Source organism: Skermanella aerolata KACC 11604, assembly GCF_000936425.1.
GTDB lineage: Bacteria > Pseudomonadota > Alphaproteobacteria > Azospirillales > Azospirillaceae > Skermanella > Skermanella aerolata.
The window spans coordinates 1-1,823 of record NZ_AVFK01000152.1; the positions used below are offsets into that span (position 1 = coordinate 1).

The 1,823-nt window shown below is 64.6% G+C and carries 1 protein-coding gene; it reads left to right on the plus strand.

Annotation, left to right across the window (positions count from 1 at the left end; all coding sequences use genetic code 11):
* On the plus strand, positions 1-1,589 hold a 1,589-nt coding region (gene sdhA, locus N826_RS38895), incomplete at its 5' end, for a succinate dehydrogenase flavoprotein subunit (protein ID WP_044437970.1).
* Positions 1,590-1,823 lie beyond the last annotated feature (234 nt).

Genomic DNA, 1,823 nt, shown 5'->3' on the forward strand with positions numbered 1-1,823 from the left:
ACTGGCGCTGGCACATGTACGACACCGTCAAGGGGTCGGACTGGCTGGGCGACCAGGACGCGATCGAGTACATGTGCCGCGAGGCGATCCCGGCCATCCTGGAACTCGAACACTACGGCCTGCCCTTCTCGCGCACGGCTGATGGCAAGATCTATCAGCGCGCCTTCGGCGGCATGACCACCAAGTACGGCGAAGGTCGCGCGTATCGCACCTGCGCCGCCGCCGACCGGACCGGCCACGCGATGCTGCACACGCTCTATCAGCAGTCGCTGAAGCACGAGGCGGAGTTCTTCGTCGAGTACTTCGCGCTCGACCTGATCATGGACGAGGACGGCGTCTGCCGCGGCGTCATGGCCTGGAACCTGGACGACGGCACGATCCACCGCTTCAACGCCCATCAGGTGGTGCTGGCGACCGGCGGTTACGGCCGCGCCTACTTTTCCTGCACGTCCGCCCATACCTGCACCGGCGACGGCAACGCCATGATCCTGCGCGCGGGCCTGCCGCTTCAGGACATGGAGTTCGTGCAGTTCCACCCGACCGGCATCTACGGTTCGGGCTGCCTGATCACCGAGGGCGTACGCGGCGAGGGCGGTTACCTGACCAACTCGACCGGCGAACGCTTCATGGAGCGCTATGCGCCGTCGGCCAAGGACCTGGCATCCCGCGACGTCGTCAGCCGCTCCATGACCATCGAGATCCGTGAGGGCCGGGGCGTCGGCGCCGACAAGGACCACATTTACCTTCACCTGGAGCACCTGGATCCGGCGCTAATCCACGAACGCCTGCCCGGCATAGCCGAAACGGCCAAGATCTTCGCCGATGTCGATGTCGCCCGGGAGCCGATCCCGGTCCTGCCGACCGTCCACTACAACATGGGCGGCATTCCGACCAACTATCGCTGCGAAGTCGTCCGTCCGACCCCGGACAACCCCGATCACGTCGTTCCGGGACTGATGGCGATCGGCGAGGCCGCCTGCGTGTCGGTCCACGGCGCCAACCGGCTGGGCTCCAACTCGCTGCTCGACCTGGTCGTGTTCGGCCGCGCCGCCGCGATCCGCGCCGCCGAAATCATCGACAAGGGCTCCTCGCACAAGCCGGTATCGAAGAACGGCGCCGACATGGCGCTGGAGCGGTTTGACAGGCTGCGTCATGCCAAGGGTGAGGTCCGCACCGCCGACCTCCGGGCCGAGATGCAGCGCACCATGCAGAACAACTGCGCGGTGTTCCGCACCGGCGAGGTCCTGGATGAGGGCGTGCAGCTGATGCAGGAAGCCTGGAAGAAGCGTCCTCACGTCAGCATCACGGACCGGACGCTGGTCTGGAACTCGGATCTGGTCGAGGCCATCGAGCTGGACAACCTGATGTATCAGGCTGTTGTCACGATGAACTCGGCGGCCAACCGGACGGAAAGCCGCGGCGGCCACGCCCGCGAGGATTATCCGGACCGTGACGACGAGAACTGGATGAAGCACACGGTGGCCGGCATCGACGAGAGCGGCAGGACGACCTTCGAGTACCGTCCTGTCCATCTCTACACGCTGACCAACGAGGTCCAACCCTTCCCGCCGAAGGCACGCGTTTACTGATCGCACGGGTCATAACAGAAAAGCTGGAGTGTACTGGCCGCTCCAGTTACGGCCTGCGGCCTGATGAGGGCAAGGTTTTGGGATTTTTGAGGATTTGATACGATGGTTGAGTTCGCGCTACCCCGCAATTCGCGGATCACGCCGGGCAAGAAGGTCTCGATAGCCAAGGGCGCCAAGCGCACCAGGAACTTCAAGATCTACCGGTGGAACCCCGAGGACGGCCAGAACCCGCAT